At 45.8% G+C, this 1,420-nt stretch carries 3 protein-coding genes; 2 read left to right on the top strand and 1 reads right to left on the bottom strand.

Annotation, left to right across the window (positions count from 1 at the left end):
- Window positions 1-141 precede the first annotated feature (141 nt).
- Window positions 142-291, bottom strand: a complete 150-nt coding sequence (locus A3729_RS31965; protein ID WP_156490768.1) for a hypothetical protein — start codon at window positions 289-291, stop codon at window positions 142-144.
- A 57-nt stretch (window positions 292-348) separates the two neighbouring features.
- Here A3729_RS31965 and A3729_RS29210 point away from each other — a divergent pair, with 57 nt between their 5' ends.
- A complete protein-coding gene (locus A3729_RS29210; RefSeq protein ID WP_068511171.1) occupies window positions 349-963 on the top strand; it encodes a helix-turn-helix transcriptional regulator in 615 nt (204 codons plus the stop codon).
- A gap of 10 nt (window positions 964-973) precedes the next feature.
- Window positions 974-1,420: hypothetical protein (locus A3729_RS29205; protein ID WP_156498217.1), on the top strand; the 447-nt coding region annotated here is incomplete at its 3' end.

Raw genomic sequence — 1,420 nt, 5'->3', positions numbered from 1 at the left:
ACTATCGAGTCATATAGCGAAGAATACGCCCCCCTTGATGAACGCAGACTAAGCGTCGAAGACATGTCTACCAGTTCAATCAAAAAAGGCTCAGAGCTATTAGATAGCCAAAGCTAACGCTCTTCTAAAGTCTATCAGGAGCTATTCCGTGAAAATGATTGCTTCCATAGTATCAGCACCTGCTTTTATCGAGATACCCAGTTCATTGCCAGCATCACCTTTTACCGCCCAGATACTCAGCAGGATTTTGATAACCAAACAAAGAAAATTCTCGGCATCTTTGTACCACACCTAACGCGCGCTTTTACCATATCCACCCAAACCAAACTTGCCCAGCTACAAAGCCAGGTGCAAGAGCAGCTAAAAAGTAGTACTGAAGCTGCTATTTTTTTGGTGATGGAGAATTATGTCTCCAAACCTATGAACGCCCGGGCAGAAGAGTTTGCAAAATCGAGTGAGGTGCTCACCTTAAAACATGACCGCCTCGCACTGAAGAACCCTGCCGCCAACAAGCGGCTACAGCACCTTGTCATGCAATGCATTCTTGCTTCGCAGGGAATAGATTTGTTTCCAGGAGGCTTCATTCGTTTAGATGCATACGTTGGTGGAGGCAATGAATGGCATATTGGTGTTACGCCCTACCGAAAGTCTGCGCATGAAAATAAGATATGGAAAGCGAAAGGTTCACTCGTGGTGATGCGTCCTGTCGAGAAAGACAGCTTTGAGAAGCTCAATCTAGTCCTGGCTGACTTTTATGGCCTGACCGCCTCCGAGACACAAGTTCTCAGCAAGGTGATATCTGGGCTATCAGGCTCAGAAATCGCCGAAGAGCTCAAGCTCACTAAAGAGTGCGTTCGCTCTCGCTTGAAAAAGATATACCAAAAAACAGGTGTATCGAATCAAGTTCAGTTAACACACAATATACTGGAAGGCCCCTACAAACTGGCCAACATGTTAGGATAAACAAACAGGCATGAAGCAAAATAAGGCATCTACACAGCAATCAGAAGTTCTTAGTACCAAGCTAGGCACACAATATCGTAAGCGAATCGTTATTAGCGTGTCACTGGTCGGCGTGATTGTATCCTTATGCTATTCAGCTATTTTATGGACTCAATACCAACAAGCGCTGAGCAGCTTTACAGATTTCCTATATGCGCTCTGCTATGCCGGAACATTCTACTGGGTCAGGCAGGAGAAGTTTGTCCTTTCCGCCTATTGGTTGATACTCATTGCCAGCCTGCAAGTTACCTTGGGGAGTATATTCTTTGTCGGCGCTGAAACGGGCTTCCAACTCTATTTCCTAAGCCTCCCGGTCGTGGTCTACTTTCTGCTCAATGACCAGGAAAAATGGAAAAAGCTTGCTGTCATGCTTTATGGTTGCTTGTGCTTTTGCGCGGCCCATACACTACGAGTCGAA

Source organism: Oleiphilus sp. HI0043, assembly GCF_001634935.1.
This window is presented reverse-complemented; position numbering and strand designations above follow the sequence as displayed.